Annotated in this window: 25 protein-coding genes; 9 read left to right on the plus strand and 16 right to left on the minus strand. The window is 62.6% G+C overall.

The annotated features are described in order from the left end of the window. Nucleotides 1-39 precede the first annotated feature (39 nt). The 3 genes from ACP7AD_RS09055 to ACP7AD_RS09065 all read left to right on the plus strand — a co-directional run bounded on the left by ACP7AD_RS09055 (nucleotide 40) and on the right by ACP7AD_RS09065 (nucleotide 2,358). Nucleotides 40-1,029 carry a zinc-dependent alcohol dehydrogenase family protein gene (locus ACP7AD_RS09055; RefSeq protein WP_426146341.1) on the plus strand — a complete coding sequence of 330 codons (990 nt, stop codon included), beginning with the start codon at nucleotides 40-42 and terminating at the stop codon, nucleotides 1,027-1,029. Nucleotides 1,030-1,224: 195 nt separating this feature from the next. Next, nucleotides 1,225-1,878 (plus strand): BON domain-containing protein, encoded by a 654-nt coding sequence (locus tag ACP7AD_RS09060; RefSeq protein WP_426146243.1) that lies wholly within the window; start codon nucleotides 1,225-1,227, stop codon nucleotides 1,876-1,878. Nucleotides 1,879-1,929: 51 nt separating this feature from the next. Then, nucleotides 1,930-2,358, plus strand: a complete 429-nt coding sequence (locus ACP7AD_RS09065; RefSeq protein ID WP_426146241.1) for an Hsp20/alpha crystallin family protein — start codon at nucleotides 1,930-1,932, stop codon at nucleotides 2,356-2,358. A 99-nt stretch (nucleotides 2,359-2,457) separates the two neighbouring features. Here the strand turns inward: ACP7AD_RS09065 and ACP7AD_RS09070 are convergent, their stop codons facing one another. Next, the gene (locus ACP7AD_RS09070; protein WP_426146240.1) at nucleotides 2,458-3,300 is read right to left on the minus strand and encodes a universal stress protein; all 843 of its coding nucleotides are present in this window, start codon (nucleotides 3,298-3,300) and stop codon (nucleotides 2,458-2,460) included. A gap of 215 nt (nucleotides 3,301-3,515) precedes the next feature. On the opposite strand from ACP7AD_RS09070, the gene ACP7AD_RS09075 reads away from it, so the two are divergent. The 4 genes from ACP7AD_RS09075 to ACP7AD_RS09090 all read left to right on the plus strand — a co-directional run bounded on the left by ACP7AD_RS09075 (nucleotide 3,516) and on the right by ACP7AD_RS09090 (nucleotide 6,138). Beyond that, a complete protein-coding gene (locus ACP7AD_RS09075) occupies nucleotides 3,516-3,956 on the plus strand; it encodes a universal stress protein (protein ID WP_426146238.1) in 441 nt (146 codons plus the stop codon). Nucleotides 3,957-4,032: 76 nt separating this feature from the next. Then, nucleotides 4,033-4,776: a 3-oxoacyl-ACP reductase FabG gene (gene fabG / locus ACP7AD_RS09080; RefSeq protein WP_426146236.1), complete on the plus strand. Its 744-nt coding sequence runs from the start codon at nucleotides 4,033-4,035 to the stop codon at nucleotides 4,774-4,776. Between the two features lie 205 nt (nucleotides 4,777-4,981). After that, nucleotides 4,982-5,557: a chromate transporter gene (locus ACP7AD_RS09085; RefSeq protein ID WP_426146235.1), complete on the plus strand. Its 576-nt coding sequence runs from the start codon at nucleotides 4,982-4,984 to the stop codon at nucleotides 5,555-5,557. Continuing rightward, complete coding sequence (locus ACP7AD_RS09090) at nucleotides 5,554-6,138, plus strand: chromate transporter (protein WP_426146233.1); 585 nt, start codon at nucleotides 5,554-5,556, stop codon at nucleotides 6,136-6,138. Before ACP7AD_RS09085 ends, ACP7AD_RS09090 begins: the two co-directional genes overlap by 4 nt. Here the strand turns inward: ACP7AD_RS09090 and rlmB are convergent. After that, entirely contained in the window at nucleotides 6,135-6,908 is a 774-nt protein-coding gene (rlmB, locus tag ACP7AD_RS09095) for a 23S rRNA (guanosine(2251)-2'-O)-methyltransferase RlmB (RefSeq protein ID WP_426146231.1), read from the minus strand. The genes ACP7AD_RS09090 and rlmB overlap by 4 nt on opposite strands. A gap of 130 nt (nucleotides 6,909-7,038) precedes the next feature. Continuing rightward, nucleotides 7,039-7,755, minus strand: coding sequence for an ABC transporter ATP-binding protein (locus ACP7AD_RS09100; RefSeq protein WP_426146339.1), 717 nt, complete (start codon nucleotides 7,753-7,755; stop codon nucleotides 7,039-7,041). Nucleotides 7,756-7,777: 22 nt separating this feature from the next. Between ACP7AD_RS09100 and ACP7AD_RS09105 the strand changes: the two genes are divergently transcribed. Further along, on the plus strand, nucleotides 7,778-8,494 hold the full coding sequence (locus tag ACP7AD_RS09105) for an arylesterase (RefSeq protein ID WP_426146229.1): 717 nt from the start codon (nucleotides 7,778-7,780) through the stop codon (nucleotides 8,492-8,494). Then, nucleotides 8,491-9,549 (plus strand): tRNA 2-selenouridine(34) synthase MnmH, encoded by a 1,059-nt coding sequence (gene mnmH, locus ACP7AD_RS09110; RefSeq protein WP_426146227.1) that lies wholly within the window; start codon nucleotides 8,491-8,493, stop codon nucleotides 9,547-9,549. Before ACP7AD_RS09105 ends, mnmH begins: the two co-directional genes overlap by 4 nt. A gap of 122 nt (nucleotides 9,550-9,671) precedes the next feature. Here the strand turns inward: mnmH and ACP7AD_RS09115 are convergent, their stop codons facing one another. The 13 genes from ACP7AD_RS09115 to hisS form a co-directional block, all read right to left on the minus strand. Beyond that, nucleotides 9,672-9,863, minus strand: coding sequence for a hypothetical protein (locus ACP7AD_RS09115; RefSeq protein WP_426146225.1), 192 nt, complete (start codon nucleotides 9,861-9,863; stop codon nucleotides 9,672-9,674). Nucleotides 9,864-9,919: 56 nt separating this feature from the next. Beyond that, nucleotides 9,920-11,110 carry a PLP-dependent transferase gene (locus tag ACP7AD_RS09120; protein WP_426146223.1) on the minus strand — a complete coding sequence of 397 codons (1,191 nt, stop codon included), beginning with the start codon at nucleotides 11,108-11,110 and terminating at the stop codon, nucleotides 9,920-9,922. A 230-nt stretch (nucleotides 11,111-11,340) separates the two neighbouring features. Next, nucleotides 11,341-11,865, minus strand: a complete 525-nt coding sequence (locus ACP7AD_RS09125; RefSeq protein ID WP_426146221.1) for a phosphoribosyltransferase — start codon at nucleotides 11,863-11,865, stop codon at nucleotides 11,341-11,343. 77 nt (nucleotides 11,866-11,942) lie between these two features. Then, complete coding sequence (locus ACP7AD_RS09130) at nucleotides 11,943-13,283, minus strand: adenylosuccinate synthase (RefSeq protein ID WP_426146219.1); 1,341 nt, start codon at nucleotides 13,281-13,283, stop codon at nucleotides 11,943-11,945. Between the two features lie 88 nt (nucleotides 13,284-13,371). Further along, the gene (locus ACP7AD_RS09135) at nucleotides 13,372-14,541 is read right to left on the minus strand and encodes an ATP phosphoribosyltransferase regulatory subunit (protein ID WP_426146217.1); all 1,170 of its coding nucleotides are present in this window, start codon (nucleotides 14,539-14,541) and stop codon (nucleotides 13,372-13,374) included. A 148-nt stretch (nucleotides 14,542-14,689) separates the two neighbouring features. After that, complete coding sequence (hflC, locus tag ACP7AD_RS09140; protein WP_426146215.1) at nucleotides 14,690-15,595, minus strand: protease modulator HflC; 906 nt, start codon at nucleotides 15,593-15,595, stop codon at nucleotides 14,690-14,692. Between the two features lie 11 nt (nucleotides 15,596-15,606). Then, nucleotides 15,607-16,998, minus strand: a complete 1,392-nt coding sequence (gene hflK / locus ACP7AD_RS09145) for an FtsH protease activity modulator HflK (protein WP_426146214.1) — start codon at nucleotides 16,996-16,998, stop codon at nucleotides 15,607-15,609. A gap of 66 nt (nucleotides 16,999-17,064) precedes the next feature. Next, nucleotides 17,065-18,216 (minus strand): GTPase HflX, encoded by a 1,152-nt coding sequence (gene hflX, locus ACP7AD_RS09150; protein WP_426146213.1) that lies wholly within the window; start codon nucleotides 18,214-18,216, stop codon nucleotides 17,065-17,067. Nucleotides 18,217-18,233: 17 nt separating this feature from the next. Next, nucleotides 18,234-18,503: an RNA chaperone Hfq gene (gene hfq / locus ACP7AD_RS09155; RefSeq protein WP_349276452.1), complete on the minus strand. Its 270-nt coding sequence runs from the start codon at nucleotides 18,501-18,503 to the stop codon at nucleotides 18,234-18,236. A 57-nt stretch (nucleotides 18,504-18,560) separates the two neighbouring features. Then, entirely contained in the window at nucleotides 18,561-19,898 is a 1,338-nt protein-coding gene (der, locus tag ACP7AD_RS09160; protein WP_426146211.1) for a ribosome biogenesis GTPase Der, read from the minus strand. Nucleotides 19,899-19,933: 35 nt separating this feature from the next. Continuing rightward, entirely contained in the window at nucleotides 19,934-21,079 is a 1,146-nt protein-coding gene (gene bamB, locus ACP7AD_RS09165) for an outer membrane protein assembly factor BamB (protein ID WP_426146210.1), read from the minus strand. Then, nucleotides 21,076-21,768: a YfgM family protein gene (locus ACP7AD_RS09170; RefSeq protein ID WP_426146208.1), complete on the minus strand. Its 693-nt coding sequence runs from the start codon at nucleotides 21,766-21,768 to the stop codon at nucleotides 21,076-21,078. The genes bamB and ACP7AD_RS09170 overlap by 4 nt, the downstream gene beginning before the upstream one ends. A gap of 73 nt (nucleotides 21,769-21,841) precedes the next feature. Continuing rightward, a complete protein-coding gene (gene hisS, locus ACP7AD_RS09175) occupies nucleotides 21,842-23,212 on the minus strand; it encodes a histidine--tRNA ligase (RefSeq protein ID WP_426146207.1) in 1,371 nt (456 codons plus the stop codon). Nucleotides 23,213-23,217 lie beyond the last annotated feature (5 nt).

The raw sequence follows: 23,217 nt of genomic DNA on the forward strand, positions 1-23,217 counted from the left end.
CGACCCCTTGCGTACCATGACTCCATGCTGCCCACCACCATGTTCGCGATGACCACGGACCCTTCAGGGCGCAGGCTGCTGGGCGGTTTCAAACCGTCGCCGCAGGCGGGGAATCACGACGTGGTGGTGCGCGTATTGGCCTGCGGTGTGTGCCGCACCGACCTGCACATCATCGACGGCGACCTGCCGCCGCATCGCCCCGGCGTGGTGCCCGGCCATGAGGTGGTCGGGCAGATCGTTGCCCGGGGCGCTCAGGCCACGCGCTTTGCCGTAGGCCAGCGCGTGGGCATTGCGTGGCTGGGCGGCACCTGCGGCAGGTGCGCGTTTTGCGCCATGCAGCGCGAAAACCTCTGCGATTTTCCGGTGTTCACCGGCTATGACCGCGACGGCGGCTTTGCCGAATACGCCGCGGCCGACGAGCGCTTTTGCTTCGCCCTGCCCGAACGCTATGACGACATCCATGCGGCGCCGCTGCTGTGCGCCGGCCTGATCGGCTTTCGCGCCTGGCGCCTCGCGGGTGAAGCCGCACCGCGCAGGCTCGGCCTGTACGGCTTTGGCGCCGCCGCGCACATCGTCTGCCAGATCGCCGTCAGCCAGCAGCAGCAGGTCCATGCCTTCACCCAGCCAGGCGATGAAGCCGGTCAGCGTTTTGCCCGCAGCCTGGGCGCGGCCTGGGCCGGCGGCTCGGACGAAATGCCGCCCGCGCCGCTGGACGCGGCGCTGATCTTCGCGCCGGTCGGCGCCCTGGTGCCGGCGGCGCTGGCGGCGACCCGAAAGGGCGCAACGGTGGTCTGCGCCGGCATTCACATGAGCCCGATTCCGTCCTTCGAATACCGGCTGCTCTGGGGCGAGCGGGTCCTGAAGTCGGTGGCCAACCTCACGCGCGCGGACGGCGATGCCTTTTTCGCCCTGATCGACGAGCAGCCGGTGCAAACCCATGTGCAGGCCTTTGCGCTGCAGGATGCCAACGCGGCCGTGCAGGCCTTGCGCGATAGCCGGGTCAACGGGGCGGCGGTGCTGGTTCCCTGAGCGCGAGGCCAGCGGATCACAACGGATGCGGCATCGCTCGTTTGCTCAAGATCAAGCACTGGCCGCTCACTTTCAGCGCCACCAGCCGGCTTGCGAAATATCAAACGGCGCTAGGCCAGACCCAATATATTGAAATTAAAAGCTAAAGCCACGAAACCCACGGAATCGGAATCTTTCAGGAAAGCGGGTGCAAGCATGAAATCCGACAGTCAACTCAAGGCCGATGTCACCGACGAACTGGCGTGGGATCCGGCCGTCAATTCCACCGGCATCGGCGTCATTGTTCAGGAGGGCGTGGTGACGCTCACCGGCCACCTCAACAGTTTTGCGGAAAAGGAAGCGGTGGAGCGCGCCATCCAGCGTGTCCAGGGCGTGCGCAGCATCGCCCTGGAGCTGGACGTCAAGCTCGCGCCTGAACACAAGCGCAGCGACTCCGAGATTGCGCAGGCTGCCGCTACGGCCCTGCGGCTCAACAGCCTGGTGCCCTTCGACAAGGTCAAGGTCATGGTCGAGAACGGCTGGGTCACCTTGAGCGGCGAGGTGGACTGGAGCTACCAGCTGGCCCGCGCCGAGCAGTGCATCCGGCCGCTGGCCGGCGTGCATGGGCTGTACAACCGCATCACCATCAAGCCGCGCGCCAGCGGCAGGAACATCGGCGAGCAGATCACCGCCGCCCTGACGCGCCAGGCCATGCGCGAGGCTAGGCATATCCAGGTCGAGGTCGAGGGCGGCGTGGTCACCCTGAGAGGCACGGTGCATTCGCTGGCGGAGCGCGAAGCGGCCGTTGGCGCTGCGTTCTCGGCGCCAGGTGTCTCGCGCGTCGTGGACAAGCTGAAGGTCGGCGGCTAGCAAGGCCGGCTTTTCAATTTTTGATTTTCAATCAACCCAAGGAGATTCTTCATGAGCAACCTGCGTTTACTTGATTCCGAAATCAGCGACACCTTCAACACGGCGCTGCGCCGCTTCTTCAACCCCATGGCCTTGGAAACCGACACGCCGGCGTTGAAAATGCGCGTCGATGTGTCCGAAAAAGACGATGCCTACGAAGTCAAGGCCGACATTCCCGGCGTCAAAAAAGAGGACATCAACGTTCGCATCGACGGCAATGTGGTGCAGATCGACGCCGAGGTGAACCGCGAGAAGGAGTCCAAGGACAAGAGCGGCAAGGTGCTGCGCAGCGAGCGCTACTGGGGCAATATTTCGCGCACCTTCAGCCTGGCGCAGGATGTGGACGACACCAAGGTGGTCGCCAAATACACCGATGGCGTGCTGACGCTGGAACTGCCGAAAAAAGCATCGCCCGAATCGAAGAAGATCGCGGTGCAGTAAGGTGTTGCGCCAAGGACTGGCGCCCGGCCAGACAGTGGTGGTCTATCCGCCCGAAGCGCTGGCAGATGGCCGCAAAGTCCGGTTGCGCCGGCCCTGAAATCAGTGCGCCATCAGGACCGGCAGCGTCATCGACTCCAGCACGGTGCGCGAGGTGCCGCCCAGCACCCACTCGCGCGCCCGGCTGTGACTGTAGCAGCCCATCACCAGCAGGTCGGCACCCATGTCGAAGGAACGCGAAAGCAGCACTTCGCCCAGCGCCGACGGCTCGTCTCCCTGTTCCAGCCAGTCTGCCGTGATGCCGTTCAGCCGGAGGTAGCCGCGCAGGTCAAGCCGCTTGCCCACCACCTTGGCATCGCCGCCGGACCACGAGAGGATGACGATGCGTCTTGCGCGCTTGAGCAGTGGCATGGCCACGCTCACGGCGCGGGCCGCTTCGCGCGCCGGTTTCCAGGCGATCACCACGGTTTCGCCGATCACGGCAGGCGGCATGCCGGCATACGGCAGGATCAGCGCCGGCTTGCCGCTCATGACCATGACGTTCTCGGCAAAATCGGACGGCACGCCGGACGATGAAGCAGTAGACGGGTCGTGCTGGCCCAGCACCATCAGGTCGGCATAAAAAGCCTGCTGCGCGAACGCCGCCATCATCGGGTCTTGGCGGATCTCGGCCCATTCGACGGCTGTTCCAGGCGTTGCCAGCGCCTGGTCGAAGGCGGTGCGCGCCAGCCGGCGCTGCTGGTCGTCGATGTCCTGTAGCGCCGAGGCGATGCCGGGACCGATTTCCGGCGCGAAAGGCAATTCCACGAAATGCGACATCACCGCGTACAGCGCCGTCACCGCAGCGCCTTGCGCCTGTCCGAGCCGCCTGGCGGCTTCCAGGCGCTGCTGCGCCTTCGGCAGGGCGTCCATGTGTACCAGCAGTTGTGCAAACGATTCGTTCATGGCCGACTCCATCAGGAAGTGGTGATGCTGAAACGATATCGACTGGCAAGCTGCTCCGGCTTGACGCAGATCAAGCAGCGCCCACTGCCGATGCCTGCAACTGGACGCAAGTCCTTCGGCGCCCGGCTGTCCCTGCGGGCTGCTTGATTCACGTCAATCGGGCAGGCCGCAAGCCCGGCCAAAATGGTCTGCCCAGTTTGCACAAGGAGCAGCCCATGTACCAGCGAATACTTGTCCCGGTCGACGGAAGCGACAGTTCCAACAAGGCGCTGGTCGCCGCCCTGCAGATGGCCAGGGATTCGGGCGGCCGGGTGCGATTGATCCACGTGGTCGAACAACTCGCCTACCTGAGCGGCTACGAGCAGTACGGCGGCTATTCGGGCGGTCTGGTTTCGGCGATGCGCGAAGCCGGCGCCAAGGTGCTCGAAGATGCCATGGCGATTGCCCGGTCGGCCGGCAGCGAAGCCGACAGCCTGCTGTGCGACAAGCCCGGCGAGCGGCTGGCCGAAGTGGTCGCCGACGCCGCCAGGGAATGGAACGCCGACCTGGTGGTGGTCGGCACCCATGGCCGGCGCGGCTTCGGGCGGATGCTGCTGGGCAGCGGCGCCGAGCAGATCCTGCGGCTGTCGCCCCTGCCCGTGCTGGTGATTCGCTGAGGCCAACGGCAGCCACATCCGCCCGCCGGTCGACCCCCTCCATTTTTACCTATAACCCCAACCCAGGAAAATCCGCATGCCAAGACTCCAAAACAAGGTCAGCCTCGTCACCGGCGCAGCGCAGGGCATCGGCCTGGCCACCGCGCTCAAGTTCGCCAGCGAAGGCGCCATCGTCATCGTTTGCGACATCCGGCAGGCCGCCATTGACGAGGCGGTCAGCCAGTGCCGAGCGCTTGGCGCGCAGGCGGTCGGCCATGTCATGGACGTGACACAGCGGGGCCGGGTCGATGCGGTGGTCGCGCAGGTCCTGGAACAGTTCGGCCGCATCGACGTGCTGGTCAACAATGCCGGCATCACGCAGGATGCGCGGCTGCAGAAAATGACGCTGGAGCAGTTCGACCGGGTGATCGACGTCAACCTGCGCGGCGTGTTCCACTGCGCCCAGGCGGTGACCGACGCCATGGTGGCGCAAGGCAGCGGCGTGATCCTCAACGCCAGCTCGGTGGTCGGCATCTACGGCAACTTCGGCCAGACCAACTATGCCGCGACCAAGTTCGGCGTGATCGGCTTCACCAAAACCTGGAGCCGCGAACTCGGCCCCAAGGGTATCCGCGTGAACGCCGTCGCGCCGGGCTTTGTCACCACGCCGATTCTGGCGACCATCCCCGACAACGTGTTGAAGGAAATGGAGCACCGCGTTCCGCTCAAGCGTTTGGGCAAACCCGAGGAAATCGCCAACGTCTACGCCTTCCTGGCGAGCGACGAGGCCAGCTACATCAACGGCGCGGTGATCGAGGTATCGGGCGGCATGACGGTGTGATGGCACGCCAGCGCGCGATGGCCGGTGTCGTGAATCGCGTGGGCAGTTGGGCGCCGCGCCGACCTGCAGCCGTCACTTCAGCATGTTTAATGCTTTTTTCGCATATCCAGCGGGTATCTACAGCTATTATTTTCATAGCTTGAAGCCGCCTGCATCCGGCCTGACAGTTCAAGGCGGTTTTCAGGCCTGCGGCGATAATTGCCGCATGAGTTCCCTGCCGGCGCAAGACCATCCGCAACCCCAATCCCTGACCGACCTGTTTGTGTCCTTCACCCTGCTGGCGCTGCAGGGGTTTGGCGGCGTGCTGGCCGTGGTGCAGCGCGAACTGGTCGAAAAAAAACGCTGGATGACGCGCGAGGAATTCATCGAAGACTGGGCGGTGGCGCAGATCATGCCCGGCCCGAACGTGGTCAACCTGTCCCTGATGATTGGCGGGCGCTATTTCGGACTGAAAGGCGCGATGGCCGCGCTGGCCGGCATGCTCACCGTGCCGCTGGTCATCGTGCTGGGGCTGGCACTGGTCTATGCCCAGTTCGCCGGCCATCCCGGCGTGGCTGGCGCGCTGCGCGGCATGGGCGCAGTGGCGGCAGGGCTGATCGCGGCGACCGGCCTGAAGCTGTTTGGCGCCCTGCTGAAAAACGTGCTTGGCCTGCGCCTGTGCATCGGCTTTGGCGTGCTGTGTTTTGTCGCCATCGCGCTGCTGCGCTGGCCGCTGGTCTACGTGCTGCTGGGCCTGGGCGGCATTGCCTGCATCGTGGCCTTTCAAAAGCTCAAACCATGACCGAACCGCTCACCCTGGTGTTCAGCCTGCAGGACTGGTTCACGCTGTTCCTGCATTACCTGACGCTGTCGCTGCTGTCGGTGGGCGGGGCCATCACCACCGCACCCGACATGCATCGTTTTCTGGTCGATCAGCAGCACTGGCTGAGCGACGAGCAGTTCAACGCCTCGATCGCGATTGCCCAGGCAGCCCCCGGCCCGAATGTGCTGTTTGTCGCCCTGCTGGGCTGGAATGTCGGCCTGAACGCCGGCGGCATGCTGGCCGGCCTGCTCGGCGTGCTGCTGTCGCTGCTGGGGATTTTGATTCCGAGCACCGTGCTGACCTATGCCGCCGCCCAGTGGGGCCACCGCAACCGCGAACTGCGCGCCGTGCGCGCCTTCAAGCAGGGCATGGCGCCCATCGTCGTGGCGCTCCTGATTGCCACCGGCTGGATTCTGGCCAGCGCCAACGGCAGTTCGCTGAAGGACTGGCCGGTGTGGCTGGTGACGGTGGTGACGGCGCTGATCGTCTGGCGCACTCGGACGCATCTGCTCTGGCTGCTGGGCGCAGGCGCGCTGCTCGGCTGGTACGGGCTGATTTAGGCGGCTAAATCGGCTGCAGGGCGGCGCTGGCGCAGCGCCTCGTACAGGCAGACGCCGCTGGCGACCGACACGTTCAGGCTTTCCACCGCGCCGTTCATCGGAATGCGGACCAGCTCGTCGCAGGTCTTGCGCGTCAGCTGGCGCATGCCTTCGCCCTCGGCGCCCAGGATCAAGGCCACCGGGCCTCTCAAGTCCACGTCGTAGATCGTCTTTTCGGCATCGTCGCTGGTGCCGATGCACCAGATGTTGCGTTCCTTCAACTCGCCCAGCGTGCGCGCCAGGTTGGTGACCATGAAATACGGCACGGTTTCAGCCGCGCCGCTGGCGACCTTGGACACCGTGGCATTGATGCCGGCCGCATGGTCCTTGGGCGCGATCACCGCCTGCGCGCCGGCGCCGTCTGCCACCCGCAGGCAGGCGCCCAGGTTGTGCGGATCGGTCACGCCGTCGAGCACCAGCAGCAGCGGCTGGGCAGCGCCGGCGGCTTCAAGCTGCTCCAGCAACTCGTCAAGCGAGGTGACCTGGGCGACCACATCGACCCGGGCGATGACGCCCTGGTGGCCGTGGCTGCCGCACATCTTGGCCAGGCGCAGGCCATCGGACTCGATCAGCCGCACGCCGGCTTCTCTAGCGCGGTCGGTGAACTGGCGCATCCGGGCATCGCGGCGCGAGGCATCGTAAAAAACTTCAATGACCGACTTGGGCGCGGTCTTGAGACGGACACCGACGGCATGGAAGCCGAAAAGAACTTTGTGGGGGGAAGAAGACATCCGGCAATTATCGCTGCTGGGTTTTGCAGTCTGCGTGGAGCTGGGCCGACTCAAAAGCGCAGCCACTCAGTTAGCTATTTTTTAGATAGCACTTAGCACACGCCAGGCAAGCGGAACAGCCCTTTTTGTCTTAAGAAACAGCAATCTGCCCGGCCTCGATGGTGATGCGCCGCTGGCAGCGCGCCGCAATCGCCGGATCGTGGGTGACCAGCACCAGCGTGGTGCCGAGTTCCTGGTTCAGGTCGAACATCAGCTTCATCACCGTCTCGCCAGTGGCAAAGTCCAGGCTGCCGGTCGGCTCGTCGGCCAGCAGCACGGCCGGCTTGACGACAAAGGCCCGCGCCAGCGCCACGCGCTGCTGCTCGCCGCCCGACAGCACCTTGGGGTAGTGGCCCAGCCGCTCGCCCAACCCCACCCGCTTGAGCATGTCGGTTGCCAGCGCGCGCGCCTGCTTCATTCCCGACAATTCGAGCGGCAGCATGACGTTTTCCAGCGCCGTCAGGTTGGCCATCAGCTGAAAGCTCTGGAACACGAAGCCGATCTTTTGCGCCCGCAGGGCGGCGCGGTCGTCCTCGCTGATGGCAAAGATGTCCTGGCCGGCCAGCCGCACCGTGCCGGTCGTGGGCGTGTCGAGCCCGGCAATGATCGTCAACAGCGTGCTTTTGCCCGATCCCGATGCACCGACAATGGCGGCGGTTTCGCGCGCATTCAGCGCAAAGTCGATATCGCGCAAAATGGTCAAGGTGCCGGTCGAGTCGGTGACCGACTTGAAAACATGCTCAACGGAAACAATTGGAGTGCTGGCAGGCTCCAACGCGATTGAAGGCCTGGATAAAACTTCACCCATCCCGGAAACCACAGGTTCAAACATGTCAACCCTCTCTGAAAACGTTAAATCGATTGCTGCCGACTGTAGCAAGCCTGGCCTGGGCGCGCGAAACCGCTGGGCCAAATCCTTGGGAAGCGTGTTGATCAGCGCCCTGCTGGCAGTGCCCGCATTTGCCCAGGCGCCGGCGCAGGCCAAGGCGCAGCCGACCGTGCTGATCGTGGGCGACTCGCTGAGCGCCGAATATGGCCTCAGGCGCGGCACCGGCTGGGTTCCGCTGCTTGAAAAGCAGCTGGCCAGCGAAAACAAAAATGTCCGGGTCGTCAATGCCAGCATCAGCGGCGACACCACCTCGGGTGGCCGTTCGCGCCTGCCGGCCCTGCTGGCTCAGCACAAGCCGACCGCCGTAGTGATCGAACTGGGCGGCAACGACGCGCTGCGCGGCCTGCCGCTGGACATGACCGGAAAGAACCTGACGGCCATGACGCAGGCGTCCAAGAAAGCCGGCGCCCGCGTGCTGCTGGTCGGCATGGAAGTGCCGCCCAACTATGGCGGCGCCTACGCCGCCACCTTTTCAGGCCTTTTCTCCAAGGTCGCCAAGGAGGAGAAAGTCGCGCTCGTGCCCTTTTTCCTCAAGGGCGTTGCCGACGGCGACAATGCCGCCGCCAATTTCCAAGCCGACCGCATCCACCCCAACGAGTCATCGCAAGCCAGAATGCTGGCCAATGTCTGGCCAGAACTGAAGAAAATCATCCCGTGAGCCTTGACCGCATTTCCGCCGCAGACGCCCTGGCCCAACTGGGGCAGTTCTCCACCGTCATCGACGCCCGCTCCGAGGGCGAATACGCCGAAGACCACCTGCCAGGCGCGGTGAACTGGCCCAGCCTGCACGACGACGAGCGAAAGATCGTCGGCACACAATACAAGCAGATCAGCCAGTTCGAGGCCAAGAAGCTGGGCGCGGCGCTGGTCGCCAAGAACATTTCAGAGCACATCCAGCGCGATGTGCTCGACAAGCCCCGGGAATGGCAGCCGCTGGTGTATTGCTGGCGCGGCGGCAAGCGCAGCGGCTCGCTGGCGCTGGTACTGGACCAGATCGGCTTTCGGGTCACGCTGGTCGATGGCGGCTACAAGGCCTTCCGGGCGGCGCTGGTCGCGGACCTGCCGCAAGTCGCCGCGCGGCACCGCTACCGCGTGGTGTGCGGCCCCACGGGTTCGGGCAAGACGCGGCTGCTGCAGGCCCTTGGAGCGCAGGGGGCGCAGGTGCTGGACCTTGAAGCGCTGGCGAACCACCGCAGTTCGGTGCTTGGCATGATCCCGGGCGTGGCCCAGCCCAGCCAGAAGGCTTACGACAGCCGCATCTGGACGGCGCTGTGCAGCTTCGATGCGGCGCGGCCGGTCTATATCGAGAGCGAGAGCAAGAAGGTCGGCAACGTGGCCGTTCCCGAAGGGCTGATTGCCGCCATGCGCGCCAGCCCCTGCCTGCGCATTGATTTGCCTGAAGGCGAGCGCGTGGCGCTGCTGCTGGAAGACTATGACTTTTTTGTCCGGGACATCGAATTCTTCTGCGATCGGCTCGGCGCCCTGACCGAGGCGCGCGGCAAGGCCACCGTGCTGGACTGGCAGGTGTGTGCGCGCGGCGGCGACGTGGCGTCGGTGGTGCTCGAATTGCTTGTCAAGCATTACGACCCGGGCTACCTGCAGTCGATGCAGCGCAACTTCACCCAGTACGAAGCGGCGCGAGCCCTGGCGCCACGCGACCACAGCGCGCAAGCCATGACCGACCTTGCCCGTTCGCTGCTGGCCGAGGCTTGATGCAAAAAACCCAGCATCACCAGTGGCGGTGATGCCGGGTCAGTCGTGAATTTGCTATCAGATCAATAGCTGGTTGCGCACACCCCTGTTGCGCTGGAAGGCTTTTTTCTTGAATTCAGGACTCAGGGAGGGGAACCGGCGGGCGGTATGTCAAGCTGGGCTTCGCTGATGTTGTCCTGATCCGGCACGCCGTCAGGGGACACATCGCCATCTTCAGGCTTGCCTTCGCCCTTGCGCTTGAGCTTGTCTTCTTTCTTGCGTTTTTTCGCCAGCTCCTTCTGGCGCTTTTCATAGGAGTAATTGGGAGTTGCCACAGCTTGCTTTCGTGAATAGGTAGCCCTGACTGTAATGCATTGCCATCAGGCCTTGCTCACAGGCCGGCCAGCGCTTGGGCCAGGTCGGCCTGCAGGTCGGCAACCGCTTCGAGCCCGACGGAAAAGCGCACCAGCCCGCCCTGGTGGGGCCAGGGGCGCACGGCACGCAGCGCCGCCATGTCGTAAGGCACGCACAGGCTCATCGGCCCGGCCCAGCTGTAGCCAAGCCTGAAAAGCCGCAGGCTGTCGCAAAACCGGTCGATCTGCACGGGCGTGATGTCAGGCCGGAAGACCGCGCTGAACAGGCAGGCCGCGCCAGTGCAGTCGCGCTTCCATTGCGCATGGCCTGGCGAGTCAGACAATGCCGGATGCAGCACGGCGGCGATTTGCGGCTGGCCCTGGAGCCAGCCGGCGAGCTGGCGCGTGGCGGAATCCTGCGCGGCATAGCGCAGCGCGATGCTGTTCAGCCCGCGCAGCACGAGTTCGGCGTCATTGCCGCTGACGCCGTAGCCGACGCGCATATGGCAAAAATGCATCAGGTGGTGCAGCGCTTCGCTGTTCGTCACCACCGAGCCCATCAGCACATCGGCACCGCCGCTCGGGTATTTGGTCAGCGCCTGCACCGAGATATCGGCGCCCAGCGCGAAGGCATTGAACGCCAGGCCCGCGCCCCAAGTGTTGTCGAGTGCCGTGATGGCGGCCTGTGGATGTGCCCCGCCCGATGCGTTGTGCGCCTTGACGGCGGCCACCAGCGCGGGAAGGTCAGGAAACTCCAGCGTGATCGATCCGGGCGCCTCCAGCCAGACCAGGCGGGTCCGGCCGTTCAGCCGCGCGGCCAGGTCGGCCGGGTTCATCGCGTCGTACAACTGGCAGCTGATGCCCCAGGCCGCCAGTTCGGACTGCGCGAAGGCCTTGTTCGGGCCGTAGGCATTGTCCGGAATCAGCACCTCGTCGCCGGACTTCAGCAGGGCCATGTCCACCAGCACGACCGCAGCCAGCCCGCTCGGAACCAGCGTGCAGAACTTGCCGCCTTCGAGCGTCGCGATGCGCGCTTCCAGCGTGAAGGTGGTCGGCGTTCCGTGCAGGCCGTAGGTGTAACCGGTCTTGTGCTTCCAGTCGCGGCTGCGCAGGGCTGCCACGTTGGGGAAGATGATCGTCGAGGCCTTGTGGACCGGGGGGGACACCGACTCGAAGCCGGCGGGTGGATGATAGGGATGGTGAATCAGCTGGGTGGACAAATCGCTCATCCACGCATGTTAACGGCATGCGCTTTTGATCAGCCAGGGCCGCGGAACTGGCTTTGCCAGGCCGCAGGCGCAGTAATCCTTCGGCGGGAAGCGAACCACACGAAATCGAGGGCGTGGGGGCTTTCCCTTCCCTACCAACCGGGGCTGCGGAACCGGCTCCGCCGGACCGCAGGCACAGTGGCCCCCTCGGGGGGCAGGAAGCTACACGCAGTGAGCGACCGTGGGGGCTACTACACCCTCCACTTGTCCATCAGTTGCTCCGGCGAAAGCGCATCGTAGCTCTCGAAGGGCTGGTGAATCCACGGGTTGGTTGGCAGCGTCTCGACCGAATAGTCGGCCTGGAAGGTCGAAACACCCTTGGTCCAGATCACGGCGCTGCGCAGTTCGGTGATCGGCTGGTAGTTGTTGCGAAGCTGGTGGATCACCGCATTCAGGGTATGGCCCGAATCGGCCAGGTCATCGACCAGCAGGACCTTGCCGGCGATCTCGCCCTTGGGTGTGGTGATGAAACGGGCAATGTCCAGATTGCCCTGCACCGTGCCGGCGTCGGCGCGGTAGGAACTGGTGGACATGATGGCCAGCGGCTTGTCGAAAATCCGCGACAAGATGTCGCCGGGGCGCATGCCGCCCCGCGCGAGGCACAGGATGGTGTCGAACTGCCAGCCCGACTGGTGGATCTTGATGGCCAGTTTTTCGATCAGGTTGTGGTATTCGTCATAGCTGACATAGAGATGCTTGCCGTCTTCGGTCAACATGGAGTTACTCCTGATTTAATAGCTGCCTGCGCCCGTAGTTATTGCGCAAGTGGCCTGTTTTTCTAAATTTAAAGGCTTCAGAGCGCGTAGGGGTTACGCAGCAGGATGGTGTGGTCGCGGTCCGGGCTGGTCGAGATCATGTGAATCGGCACGCCGGTGACTTCTTCGATCCGTTGCAGGTAGCGCTGTGCGGCGGCCGGCAGCTTGTCATATTGCGTCACGCCCACGCTGCTCTGGCTCCAGCCCGGCAGGGTTTCGTAAATCGGCACACAGCGGGCAATGTCGTCGGCGCCCATTGGCAGGATGTCGGTGGTCTGGCCGTCGAGTTCGTAGCCGGTGCATAGTTTCAACTCGTCCAGGCCATCGAGCACGTCAAGCTTGGTGATGCACAGGCCCGACAGGCCGTTGACCTGCGCCGAGCGCTTGAGCAGCGCCGCGTCGAACCAGCCGCAGCGGCGGCTGCGCCCGGTCGTCACGCCTTTTTCGGCGCCGACGGTGCTCATGTGCCAGCCCGGCGTGCCTTCGACTTCCCAGTCGAGTTCGGTCGGGAACGGCCCGCCGCCCACGCGGGTGCAATACGCCTTGGTGATGCCCAGGATGTAGTGCAGCATGCCCGGCCCCACGCCGGCACCGGCCGACGCATTGCCGGCCACGCAGTTGCTGGAAGTGACATAAGGATAGGTGCCGTGGTCCACGTCGAGCAGCGTGCCCTGCGCACCCTCGAACAGCAGGTTGGCGCCGGCCTGGTGCGCGTCATTGAGCTCGCGCGACACGTCGGCCATCATCGGCTTGAGCAGTTCGGCGTGACGCATGGCTTCGTCGTACACCGTGTCGAAGTCAACGGCCGGCGCATTCAGGAAACCGGTCAGGACGAAGTTGTGCAGGTCGAGCAGCTCGCGCAGCTTGGCGGCAAAGCGCTCGGGGTATTTCAGGTCCTGCACGCGCAGCGCGCGACGGGCGATCTTGTCTTCGTAGGCCGGGCCGATGCCGCGGCCGGTGGTGCCGATTTTCTCGGTGCCGCCTTTTTCGCGGAAGGTTTCGCGGGCAATGTCGATGGCTGCATGGAAAGGCAGGATCAAGGGGCAGGCTTCGCTGATGCGCAGGCGCGAGCGCACTTCGACGCCGGCTTTTTCCAGCCCTTCGATCTCCTCGAACAGCTTGGCCGCCGACAGCACCACGCCGTTGCCGATGTAGCACTTCACGCCGGGACGCATGATGCCGCTCGGAATCAGGTGAAGAGCGGTTTTGACGCCATTGATGACCAGCGTGTGGCCGGCATTGTGGCCGCCCTGGAAGCGCACCACGCCCTGCGACATTTCGGTCAGCCAGTCGACCAGTTTTCCCTTGCCTTCGTCACCCCATTGGGTGCCCACGACCACGACATTGCGGCCGGTGGCTGCGCTTGGTTTGTTTGTCATCTTCAGTTCTCGTTAAGGATCAAATGGATAAAGCTGGCGCCGGGCTCGGCCCTTCGCACAGCATTTTGTACCGCTTCAGGGTTGCGGCTTAAGGGCGGGGCTGCACCACCCACTGGCCGGCCGTCAGGGCCAACTCGCGGTCGCAGTCAAACTCATTGACTTCATTGTCATGGCCCGGCAACAGGCAGGTCACGGTTTCGCCGCTGGCCCGCAAGCGGGCAATGGCGGCATTGAGCCTGGCATCGTCACCCCAGGGCGCGCAAATGGCCGCCTTGAGGGGTCGCGGCGGCAGCACGCTGACCAGTTCCTTCAGGTCAAGGCTGAAGCCGGCGGCCGGACGGTTGCGACCAAAAACGGCGCCGACCTCGTCGTAACGCCCGCCCCGGGCCAACTCGGCGCCCTGGCCATAAATGGCGAAGCGGACACCGCTGTAATAGGCGTAGCCGCGCAGGTCAGCCAGATCAAAGCTGACCTTGACATCAGGAAGATAGGCGGCGAGCAACTTCAAATTTTGTAGCGCTTCATGCACGCCAGGCAAGCGCGGAAGGCATTTTTCAGCTTCAAACAACACATGTTCATCACCGTAGAGCTGCAGCAGCGCCATCATGCCTTCGCGTGCTTCTGATGAAATGCCGCCATGCAGGCCAGCGAGCAAACTGCCCAATTCGCTCGCATCCTTGGCCGCCAGCGCCGCATGGATGCGCGCCAGGATTGAAGGGCCAAGACTGGCGCCGGCTAGCAGGCTGGCAACGATGCGAACGTCCGCCATGTCCATCATGAGATCGGTGACGCCCGCTGCCTTCAGACAGTCCAGCGCGAGCCGCTGGGCTTCCAGATCGGCTTCCAGACCGGCATGGCCGTAAATTTCAGCGCCGAACTGCAAGGGCTCGCGGGTCGCATGCGGCCGGTCGGCGCGAGTATGCAGCACCGGACCACAATAGCAAAGGCGGGCCACGCCGCTGCGGTTGAGCAAATGCGCATCAATTCGGGCGACCTGCGGCGTGGTGTCGGCGCGCAGCCCCAGTGTGCGGCCCGACAGCTGATCGACCAGCTTGAAGGTCTGCAGGTCCAGCGCTTCACCGGTTCCGGTGAGCAGCGACTCCAGATGCTCCAGCAGCGGCGGCATGACCAGTTCATAGCCATAGCTGCGGGCGGTGTCCAGGAACAGACGGCGTAGTTCTTCGATGTGACGCGCCTCGGAAGGCAGGACATCGGCAATTTGATCAGGCAATTGCCAAGATGACGACCAGGCGGGCATGTAGATTTAGTAAGCTGTTAAAAACAGGATTTTACCGGCATGGGCTGGATCAAAAAACAGAAAAGGGCAGACTGCCCTTTTGCTTGATAAACGCCGCCCGCTGGTGAAGGCAATTCATATCGCCTGGGTGCCGGAAAGCTGACGTTTGTTAACGGGAGGCGGCCCCTGAAGCGCTGCCACTGTTGGCACCACGCATGGCCTTGAAAAAGTCCGACGAAGGATCGACTACCATCACGTCGCTTTTCTTGCTGAAGCTGGCTTTGTAGGCTTCCAGGCTGCGATAGAACTGCGCAAACTGGGGGTCCCGTCCAAAAGACTGGGCAAAGGTGCTGGCCGCCTCGGCATCGCCCTCGCCCTTGATCTTCTGCGCATCACGATAGGCGTTGGCGACAGTGATCTCACGCTGGCGATCGGCATCGGCGCGAATTTTTTCACCTTCTGCCGCACCTGTCGATCGCAACTCATTGGCGACGCGCTTGCGCTCGGCCTCCATGCGGCGGTAAACCGATTCGGTAATGGCTTCCACGTAATCGACGCGGGTAATGCGCACGTCGATCACATCGATGCCCCAGGGCTTGGCGCCCCGTACCACGCCAAGCACTTCTTTCTTGACATCGGCCATCAGCTGCTCGCGCTTGAGCGAGAGCAGATCCTTGACGGTGCGCCGGTTGATTTCTTCCTGGAACGCATTGCGAACCACGCGATTCAACTGGTTGGCACCGGCTTTTTCATCAAGCCCGACGTTGCGGATGTATTCCGAAGGGTTGATGATGCGCCAGCGCACATACCAGTCGATCACGACACGCTGCTTTTCGGCTGTCAGCATCGGCTCGGAGTCGGTGCTGTCCAGCGTCAGCAAACGCCTGTCAATGTACGAAACGTTCTGAAACGGAGGCGGGAGCTTGAAATTGAGGCCCGGCTCAAGAACCACCTCCTTGATTTGTCCAAGGGCGTACACAACGCCGAACTGGCGCTGGTCCACCACGAACAGCGTGGAACTGAGCAATGCCAGAAGCACCAGCAATGAAGAAACGACAAGTCCAACTCTATTCACTTTTGTATTCCTTAGCGGGTTTCACGTTCGCGGGTGCGGGAAGCGTCCCGAGCTCGGGAATCTACAGGGACCCCATTGAGCGGGGCTTGCGCTGCAGGCGATGTTGACAGTGGCGCCGTCGCATCGCTGCCTGCCGCCGCGCCGCCAGTTCCGGTCATCTGCATGATCTTGTCGAGCGGCAGGTAGAGCAGGTTGGAACCCTGGCGAGATTCAACCAGCACCTTGGTCACGTTGGTGTAAACCTGCTGCATCGCGTCGGTGTACATGCGGTCGCGGGTGACCTGCGGGGCTTTCTGGTATTCGGTCAACACCGAACTGAAGCGCTGCGCATCGCCCTGAGCCTGCGCCACAATACGGGCCTTGTAGGCATCCGCCTCTTCCTTCAGGCGGGAAGCCGAACCGACCGCGCGGGGAACCACGTCATTGGCGTAGGCTTGGGCTTCATTCTTGGCGCGCTCGCGCTCCTGTCCAGCCTTCAGCACATCGTCGAAAGCTGCTTGGACCTGTTCCGGCGGACGCACGCCGCTTTGCTGCAAATTGATGGCGACCACTTCGACACCGACTTTATAGCGGTCCAGAATGGTCTGCATGAGCGTCCTGACGCGCGGACCGATCTGGTCACGCTCCTCGGCAAGCGCCATGTCCATTTTCATCTTGCCTACGACTTCGCGCACGGCGGTTTCGGCCGCCTGGACCACTGCAGCTGCCGGGTCCTTGCTTTCGAACAGGTAAGCGCGAGCATCGTTCAGGCGATACTGCACGGCAAACTTGATCTCGACGATGTTTTCGTCTTCCGTCAACATGGCCGAATCGCGCAGGCCGGTCGCCTTGAGAACGGTGTCACGGCCGACATCGACCGAACGAATCTGTGTGACCACGACGATCTCGTGACGTTGTATGGGGTAAGGCAAACGCCAGTTGAAGCCGGCGCCTACCGTGGACCGGTATTTGCCAAACTGTGTGATCACCGCTTGCTGACCCTCTTGCACGATGAAAAAGCCGGTGCCCAGCCAGATCAAGGCCACCACTGCCGCAATCAGGCCAACACCTATTCCGGCATTTTTCATGTCGGGCTGAAAGCCACCGCCTTTGTTGTTGCCGCCGCCAAAACCATCGCGGTTGCCTCCGTTCTTCGCACCGCCAAACAAGTTGCCCAGTTTGCGATTGAAGTCGCGCCACAACTCGTCAAGATCGGGCGGACCCTGATTGGAGCCCTGCGGGCGATTCGGAGGCTTGGGCGGCTGCCGGTCATCGCGCGATCCCTCGGGCCTGGAGCCATCGGACGCTGGTTTGTCCTCATCCCGGCCCCAGCGCGGATCATTCAGATTGAATATGCCTTGGGCGCGATGTTTGAGCCGACCCGGAAAGTTTGTCAGCGTTTGCAGCACGGGATTCAAATTCATGGAAAAAAACTCGCTTTTTTTGTTACACCGACATTGTGCCTAATGAAACTGCCAGGTCGGGCAATATCATTGGGGTGTTTGGGGGCTATAGCCTGCCTGCACACGGGAACCCTGAACCGCCAGCAATTCACGAAGCAGACTCAGGCCCTCGCCGGTTTTGGCACTCACAAATACGCGTTCGACACTGCGACTGGCGCCTTCGAAGGCATCCTTGAGCTCGAACATATCCTGCAAATGCAGTGGCAAGCTGCTTTTTTCAATAGCGTCCAGCTTGTTAAACACGAGTATTTGCGGAACATCCTCGGCACCGATCTCGCAAAGCACGCGCTGCACCTGCTCGATCTGCTCAAGATAGTCCGGATTGGAGCCATCGACCACATGCAGCAGCAAATCAGCATCAACCGCTTCCTTCAGGGTTGCCGCAAAGGCATCGATCAGACCATGCGGCAAATCGCGAATAAAGCCTACGGTGTCCGACAGCGATGCGAAGCGTCCGGCCTCGCCCAGGTAAAGCTGGCGCGTAGTAGTGTCCAGCGTTGCAAACAGCTGGTCAGCGGTGTAAGCCGTGGCCTTGACCAGGGCATTGAATAAAGTGGATTTTCCTGCATTGGTGTAGCCCACCAGCGAAACCGAAAACGAATTGCGCCGCTCGCGCTGTTTTCGCTGGGTCTGACGCTGTTTTTTCACCTTGGTCAGGCGTTCCTTGGTTCGCTTGATGGCATCGCCAATCATGCGTTTGTCGAGTTCGATCTGTTTTTCGCCCGGACCGCCGCGCACACCAGCGCCGCCCGTCTGGCGCTCAAGGTGCGACCAGCGCCGCACAAGCCGCGTCGAGACATACTGCAGGCGAGCGAGTTCCACCTGCAGCTTTCCCTCATGGCTGCGGGCCCGCTGTGCGAAGATTTCCAGGATCAACAGCGTTCGGTCGTTGACCGGCATTTCAAGATGCCGCTCAAGGTTGCGCTGCTGGGCCGGGCTGAGCGACTGATCAAACAGGACCTCTGTAGCGCCTGTGTCGAGTGCGAGCATCTTGATCTCGTCGGCTTTGCCCGACCCGATGAACAACGCGGCATCTGGCGCCCTGCGCTTGCAAGTAACGCGCGCCACGGGCTCCAAGCCTGCGGTTTGCGCAAGCAGGCCAAGTTCCAGTAAATCAGTATCAAAATTGGGAAGGCCCAGATCGACCCCTACCAGAAGGGCAAATGCTTGTGTTTTCACCGGAGCGTCACGGCTTCTCAGCTGGTCGGTGATTCTTCAGACTCGGTCGTCGAAAAATTCACGGCGCGGCCTGGGACGATGGTGGAAATTGCATGCTTGTAAACCATCTGCGTGACAGTGTTGCGAAGCAGGACCACATACTGGTCGAACGATTCAATCTGACCCTGAAGCTTGATGCCGTTGACCAGATAGATCGAAACAGGAACATGCTCGCGACGCAAGGTGTTGAGAAATGGGTCCTGCAAAAGTTGGCCTTTGTTATTGCTCACGATATTTTCCGTGTTCAGAAGTTGATAGGAGTTTGACCATACCACAGCGATTTACATGACCTTGTAATATTGGGTCTATTCTTTATCCGTGAAAGGATTGTGCGAGCTCTTGAGCTGGATCCGCAAAGGCGTGCCAACCAGATCGAACTCCTTGCGTATCCGGCCTTCAAGGTAACGCTTGTAGGACTCGGTCACATGCTCCAGTGAGTTGCCGTGAATGATCACGATGGGCGGGTTCATGCCGCCCTGGTGCGCGTAGCGCAGCTTGGGGCGGAAGACGCCCGAACGCTGGGGTTGTTGGAACTGCACCGCTTCCATCAGCAAGCGGGTCAGCACCGGCGTAGACATCTTGCGGTTGGCCGAAGCGTGCGCCTGGACGATTGATTTCCAGACCGGCCCCAAGCCTTGACGCTTGATGGCAGAGATGTGGTGAATCGACGCGAACTTCAGGAAACCCAGCCGCGTTTCAATCGAGCGCTGAAGCAGTTCGCGCTGGTAGGCATCGACCGCATCCCACTTGTTGACGGCGAGCACCACAGCCCGGCCGCTTTCAAGGATGTAGCCGGCAATGTGCGCATCCTGGTCTGTCACGCCTTGGGTGGCATCGAGCAGCAACAGCACAACGTTGGCATTCTCGATCGCCTGCAGGGTCTTGACGACGGAGAATTTCTCGATGGCCTCGAAAACTTTTCCTTTGCGGCGCAGTCCGGCGGTGTCAATGAGCTCAAACCGCTGGCCGGCATGCTCGAAAGGCACCGAGATGGCGTCGCGGGTGGTTCCCGGCAGGTCAAAGGCCACCAAACGCTCTTCACCAAGCCAGGTGTTGATCAGTGTCGATTTGCCGACATTGGGGCGCCCGGCCACCGCCAGTTTGATCACCGCGGGGTCTTCCTGCTCCACCGCCTCCGACGGATCAGGCAGATTGAGGGGCGCCAGTGCCAGATCAACCAGCAGCCGCATACCCTGCCCGTGCGATGCCGACACTGCCAGCATTTCACCCAGCCCGAGTTCGAAGAACTCCGAAACCTGCGTGCCTTCGGGCAGGCCCTCGGCCTTGTTGGCCGCCAGCACCGTCGGTTTTCCGAGCTTGCGCAAGTAGTTGGCAATGTCGTAGTCCTGCGCGCTGATGCCGGCACGGGCATCGACCACGAAAATCACCACGTCGGATTCGGCAACTGCCTGGCGGGTCTGCCGGGCCATTTCCTTGTAGATGCCGGTGACGGCATCGGGCTCGAAGCCTCCGGTGTCAATGACGATGTACTCATGGGGGCCGAGCTTGCCGTTACCGTAATGACGATCACGCGTCAGTCCGGCATAGTCGGCCACGATCGCATCCCGCGTCTTGGTCAGCCGGTTAAAAAGGGTTGACTTGCCTACGTTCGGGCGGCCAACTAACGCAATGACAGGTTTCATCAAAATGAGTAGATAAGTTTCTGGCGAGAATGCCGTTATTCGGGCTTAAAGCCGTAAATGCCGCCGTTGCGGGTGAAGGCGACCAGGGTGTTGCCCGCCAGCACCGGCGCAGCGGAAATGGGCGAGCCATCGGTGCTCAGGCGGTTGAGCAGGGAGCCGTCTTCACGCGACAGCAGGTGGATGAATCCGGTGGCATCACCAATCACCACGGAACGGCCGGCCAGCAGCGGCGCGGTCAGCCCCCGGTGACGCAGCCGCTCGCTGGACCAGACACGCTCGCCATCGCTGCGCTTCCAGGCCAGCACGGTGCCATCGGCTTCCGTGCCAAACAGCAGCCGGTCATCGCCCTGAATACCCTGCACGCCATTGGCAGGCCGGGTCCAGAGCACATTGCCACGGGTGGTGTTCACGCAACCAATGCTGGACTGGAACGCCCGCACACAAACGCTGTCACCCACCCGGCTGACGCTGCCGACCAGGTCCACGAGCCGCTCGATGTCATTGATGCCGCGCGGGGTGGCAATAGGCGCCTCCCACTGAATGCTGCCATTTGACGGGTTCATGCCTGCCAGCCGACCAGCCAGACCAACCACCAGCGTGTCGCCAACGGCCAGCATCACGCCGGACTGGCGCAGCACCAGCGGTTCGCTTGATCGCTGCTGCGCCCACAGCTTTCGGCCAGTCTGCCCATCAAAGGCATTGACCGAACGATCCGCCGCCAGCACAAACACGCGCTCGCCTGCCACGAACGGGGCGGTGAACGCCTGGGCAGTGAGCTTTTGACGCCACAACTCGCGGCCTGCCTGCATGGCAATGACTTCGTTGTCTTTCGTGACGACGGCGAGAACTTTTCCATCGCTTCCCACGCCTGCGGCAATCGGCGTTTTCAGGGTCAGACGCCACACGTCGCGGCCGGTCTGGGCATCGAGCAGCGCGACCGTGCCATCGTCGCTGGCCACAGCCACGCTGTTGCCGGCTACACCGGCATCGAGCGGGAAATTGACCGGACCAATGCGACTGGTCCAGCTTTGGCGCACGGAAACCAGCGCTGTCACCGGTTGCAGTTCCGTGGGCTGCGGCTTTTTGACGCCCCCAAAGCAGCCCGCCAGCAGCGCTATGCTAATGATAGCTAGTGGCGCTCGCCCAGCAAGCGCAAATGGCCAAAATGATTGAATTTTCATTTGTTTTCTCCGGCCTTTTCGGCAGTTGCCAGATGGGTCTGCCCGGCGGTGGGATCAACGCCCAGTGCATTGAGCTTGACTTCGACCAGGCGCCGGTATTCGGTACGCTCGTCGAACGCCTTCCAGGCTTTTTCGTATTCAGCTTTGGCTTCGGCCTTTTTGCCTTGCGCCATCAGGATGTCCGCGCGCCGGTCGGCGACCAGCCCCTCGAAGTTCTTCGGAAAAGCAGCGGAAAGCTGCAGCAGGGCTTCGTCATAAGATTTCTTTTCAAGCAGCAGTCCGGCAAGCCGAAGCCTGGCAATGGCCTGGTAGCCGGGATCGGATGCCTTGTCGGCCACCCAGGCCAGCGTTGCGCGGGCGGCGTCGGCGTTGCCCTTGTCGTGATGGGCCTTGGCCACGAGAAGTCCAGCTTGCTGGGCATAGGTAGTGCTCGCGAAACGATCCTTCATGTCGGCCAGCGCACGGTCGATTCGCGCAGCGTCGCCCGACACAATGGCGCGCTCGATCTCCTCGAACATCACCGATGCCTGTGCCGCCTGGCTGCGCTGCCAGTATTGATAGCCATTCCAGGCCGCAAACGCACCCAAGACGACAATCAGCGCCCAGGTGATCAGGTTGCCGTACTGCTTCCAGAAATGCTTGATCTCGTCAAGCTGTTCCTGTTCTTCCAAATCGAGGTGTTTTGCCATAAATATCTAGAGGTTCTGCCCGACGCGGGGCGGACTGGATTGAGTGGGGGATTGTAGAGCGCCGAGCTGGCGCTTAAACCGCAGGGCTGCTGCTCAGCAAGTGGGCCCATGCCGCCACGTCGTCCAGCGACTGCAGCGTCTGGCCGGGGGCCGACCCGGAGCTGTCGCCGCGCAGCGGCTTGACGGCAACGCGGCCTTCGGCCAGTTCGGCTTCGCCAAAAATGAGCGCAAATCGTGCGCCGCTGCCATCGGCTCGCTTGAACTGCGATTTCATGCTGCCCATGCTGCCCGGTGACGCGCTGGCATGCATTTGCACACTGATTCCGGCGCTTCGCAGGGCCTGCAGGGTTTTCAGAACAACCGGCAGCGCAGAGGCTTCGGAAATTACCGCATAGGCATCGGGCACCGGGAGTTCACCAAAAGCGTCCTCCTCCTTGATCAGTTCGAGCACGCGCTCGACGCCCAGCGCCCAGCCAACGGCAGGCGCCGGCTTGCCGCCCATCTGCCCGATCAGGCAGTCGTACCGGCCGCCTGCGCAAATGGTGCCCTGAGCGCCCAGGCGGTCGGTCACGAATTCAAAGACCGACAGGTTGTAATAGTCCAGCCCGCGAACCAGTCGGTGGTTGAGCGTCCAGGCAATGCCGTTGGCGTCCAGGATGGCCTTGAGTCCGTCGAAATGCGCCAGCGACTCGGCGCCAAGAAAGTCGATGAGGCGCGGTGCGCTCTCGACCACGGACTTCATCGCCGGGTTCTTGGTGTCAAGGATGCGCAGCGGGTTGCTGTGCAGGCGCCTTTTCGCCTCGTCGTCGAGCGCGTCGGCATGCCGTTCAAAGTGCGCGATCAGTTGCGCCCGGTGCTGGGCGCGTTCTTCAGGCTGGCCCAGGCTGTTGATTTCGAGGCGCCAGTCGCTCAAGCCAAGTTCCTTCCACAGCGCGGCAGCCAGCAGGATCAGTTCGGCGTCCACTTCCGGACCGGCAAATCCCAGGGCCTCGGCGCCGATCTGGTGAAACTGGCGGTAGCGCCCGCGTTGCGGCCGTTCGCGGCGAAACATCGGCCCCATGTAGTAAAGCCGCTTGCCCCCGTCGTAAAGCAGGTTGTGCTCGGTCACGGCGCGCACCACGCTGGCGGTATTTTCCGGACGCATGGTCAGGTGGTCGTGGTCGCCATGCTTGTCCGAACGGTCTTCAAAGGAATACATTTCCTTTTCGACAATGTCGGTCACTTCGCCAATGCCGCGCACGAAAAGCTGGGTGTGCTCAAGAATTGGTGTGCGGATGTTGCGGTAGGCATAACGCGCCATGAGTGCGCGAACCTTGTCTTCCAGCCATTCCCAGCGCGCCGAGTCCGGCGGCAGAATGTCGTTCATGCCCTTGACGGCGGCGAGTTTTTCGATTTTGACCGGCGCGGATTTTTCTGCCGGGCCGGCATTCATTTTTTCAGGCATGTGGT

It is taken from the genome of Polaromonas sp. DSP2-3-2b2, from assembly GCF_049895905.1.
GTDB lineage: Bacteria > Pseudomonadota > Gammaproteobacteria > Burkholderiales > Burkholderiaceae_C > Polaromonas.

Bases quoted from the DNA above. Each gene is read 5' to 3' on its own strand.
- ACP7AD_RS09055 (WP_426146341.1), top strand. From the start codon at position 40: ATGTTCGCGATGACCACGGACCCTTCAGGGCGCAGGCTGCTGGGCGGT.
- ACP7AD_RS09060 (WP_426146243.1), top strand. From the start codon at position 1,225: ATGAAATCCGACAGTCAACTCAAGGCCGATGTCACCGACGAACTGGCG.
- ACP7AD_RS09065 (WP_426146241.1), top strand. From the start codon at position 1,930: ATGAGCAACCTGCGTTTACTTGATTCCGAAATCAGCGACACCTTCAAC.
- ACP7AD_RS09070 (WP_426146240.1), bottom strand. From the start codon at position 3,300: ATGAACGAATCGTTTGCACAACTGCTGGTACACATGGACGCCCTGCCG.
- ACP7AD_RS09075 (WP_426146238.1), top strand. From the start codon at position 3,516: ATGTACCAGCGAATACTTGTCCCGGTCGACGGAAGCGACAGTTCCAAC.
- fabG (WP_426146236.1), top strand. From the start codon at position 4,033: ATGCCAAGACTCCAAAACAAGGTCAGCCTCGTCACCGGCGCAGCGCAG.
- ACP7AD_RS09085 (WP_426146235.1), top strand. From the start codon at position 4,982: ATGAGTTCCCTGCCGGCGCAAGACCATCCGCAACCCCAATCCCTGACC.
- ACP7AD_RS09090 (WP_426146233.1), top strand. From the start codon at position 5,554: ATGACCGAACCGCTCACCCTGGTGTTCAGCCTGCAGGACTGGTTCACG.
- rlmB (WP_426146231.1), bottom strand. From the start codon at position 6,908: ATGTCTTCTTCCCCCCACAAAGTTCTTTTCGGCTTCCATGCCGTCGGT.
- ACP7AD_RS09100 (WP_426146339.1), bottom strand. From the start codon at position 7,755: ATGGGTGAAGTTTTATCCAGGCCTTCAATCGCGTTGGAGCCTGCCAGC.
- ACP7AD_RS09105 (WP_426146229.1), top strand. From the start codon at position 7,778: ATGTCAACCCTCTCTGAAAACGTTAAATCGATTGCTGCCGACTGTAGC.
- ACP7AD_RS09120 (WP_426146223.1), bottom strand. From the start codon at position 11,110: ATGAGCGATTTGTCCACCCAGCTGATTCACCATCCCTATCATCCACCC.
- ACP7AD_RS09125 (WP_426146221.1), bottom strand. From the start codon at position 11,865: ATGTTGACCGAAGACGGCAAGCATCTCTATGTCAGCTATGACGAATAC.
- ACP7AD_RS09130 (WP_426146219.1), bottom strand. From the start codon at position 13,283: ATGACAAACAAACCAAGCGCAGCCACCGGCCGCAATGTCGTGGTCGTG.
- ACP7AD_RS09135 (WP_426146217.1), bottom strand. From the start codon at position 14,541: ATGCCCGCCTGGTCGTCATCTTGGCAATTGCCTGATCAAATTGCCGAT.
- hflK (WP_426146214.1), bottom strand. From the start codon at position 16,998: ATGAATTTGAATCCCGTGCTGCAAACGCTGACAAACTTTCCGGGTCGG.
- der (WP_426146211.1), bottom strand. From the start codon at position 19,898: ATGAAACCTGTCATTGCGTTAGTTGGCCGCCCGAACGTAGGCAAGTCA.
- bamB (WP_426146210.1), bottom strand. From the start codon at position 21,079: ATGAAAATTCAATCATTTTGGCCATTTGCGCTTGCTGGGCGAGCGCCA.
- ACP7AD_RS09170 (WP_426146208.1), bottom strand. From the start codon at position 21,768: ATGGCAAAACACCTCGATTTGGAAGAACAGGAACAGCTTGACGAGATC.
- hisS (WP_426146207.1), bottom strand. From the start codon at position 23,212: ATGCCTGAAAAAATGAATGCCGGCCCGGCAGAAAAATCCGCGCCGGTC.